This window comes from Streptomyces sp. NRRL S-495 (assembly GCF_000966955.1).
Taxonomy (GTDB): Bacteria; Actinomycetota; Actinomycetes; order Streptomycetales; family Streptomycetaceae; genus Kitasatospora; species Kitasatospora purpeofusca.
Genome location: NZ_JZWY01000810.1, coordinates 1 through 1,388 on the forward strand (window position 1 = coordinate 1; position 1,388 = coordinate 1,388).

Annotated in this window: 2 protein-coding genes; both read left to right on the forward strand. The window is 74.4% G+C overall.

The features are described 5' to 3' along the window. On the forward strand, positions 1-343 hold a 343-nt coding region (locus VR45_RS33945), incomplete at its 5' end, for a hypothetical protein (RefSeq protein WP_045943754.1). Between the two features lie 390 nt (positions 344-733). Next, positions 734-1,388: MFS transporter (locus VR45_RS33950; RefSeq protein WP_045943755.1), on the forward strand; the 655-nt coding region annotated here is incomplete at its 3' end.

Here is a 1,388-nt window from a genome sequence, read left to right on the forward strand (position 1 = left end):
CTCCGGCGAGGTGGTGGTGCGCTTCGGCGTCGACACCCTGCCCGGCCGGGCGCAGGCCCAGGACCGGTACAAGGAGGCGTACGGCGCCTACGCCGACGCCACCAAGTACAGCCCGGCCGACGTCGGCCTGCTGGGGACGGAGAGCCGCGCGTTCCAGGGCCAGCTCGCGGGCCGGGACGGCGTGGCGATCGTGCTGCGCGCCGGCACGGTGGTCGCCACCGTCACCACCGAGGGCGGTCCGGTGGACGTGGCGGGCACCCGGAGGCTGGCCGCGATGCTGGTCGCCCGGATCGAGCAGGCCCAGGCGGGCCGCACCCCGGACGCCGTCCTCGGCTCGGCCTGACGGCCGTCCCAGCAGGCCCCCGCAGGCCCCGCGGCCCCCGGACCGACCCCGGTCCGGGGGCCGCGTGCGTGTGCCGATATCACGGCCGCACCACTGCCAGGTGACGGAAAGTCAGCACTCCCCGGGTTCCGGCCAAGTTGAGGGCGGGCGTCCGCTGGCTGAAATCCATGGTCCGAATAGCGGACATCCGAGTGGACATCCCGAACGGGAAGACCGCTCGGCGCGACGCCGCTGGTCGTGCCCGCGGGTGCCCGTTCCGGCCCCTTGCGGCCGGATAAGGAGCGGGTGAGGGAAGGCTGAGCGACCGGCGGTATCCGGCCGATTCGGGCGGGGGCCGGAATCCGGCCAGCCGGTTGCCCGGTAGCGAATCGGTAACCGAGGGTCGTACTGATGAACGAAACGCCTCACCTGCCCAGTACCGGTCCGTCGGCCCGCCGCGACTTCCGCCTCCTGCTCTCGGGGGCCGTCGCGGCGCAGGCGGGAAGTCAGGTCACCCTGGTCGCACTGCCCCTGGTGGCAGTGGTGGAACTCGATGCCACGCCCTTCCAGGTCGGCCTGCTGACCGCCGCCGAGACCGCCGCCTTCCTCCTGGTCGGCCTGCCCGCCGGCGCCTGGCTGGACCGGATGCGCAAGCTTCCCGTCCTGGTCCGTGCCGACGTGCTGCGCTGCCTCGCCGTCGGCTCGATCCCGGTGGCCGCCGCGCTGGACGTGCTCGGCCTGCTCCAGCTCTACCTGGTGGCCCTGGTCACCGGGGTGGCGACGGTCTTCTTCGACGTCGCCCACCAGTCCTTCCTCCCGGTGCTGCTGCCGCGCGACCGCCTGGTGGCGGGCAACGGGGCGATCGAGACGGTCCGGTCCTCGGCGCAGATCGCCGGGCCCGGCCTGGGCGGCGGACTGGTCCAACTGCTCGGTGCCCCGCTGGCGATCGTCGCCGACGCGTTCGGCTTCCTCGTCTCGGCGGCCCTGCTCTCCCGGATCCGGGCCGAGGAGCGGCTGCCCGCGCCCGAGCCCGGGCGTTCGCTGCGGGCCGACGTCGCCGAGGGCC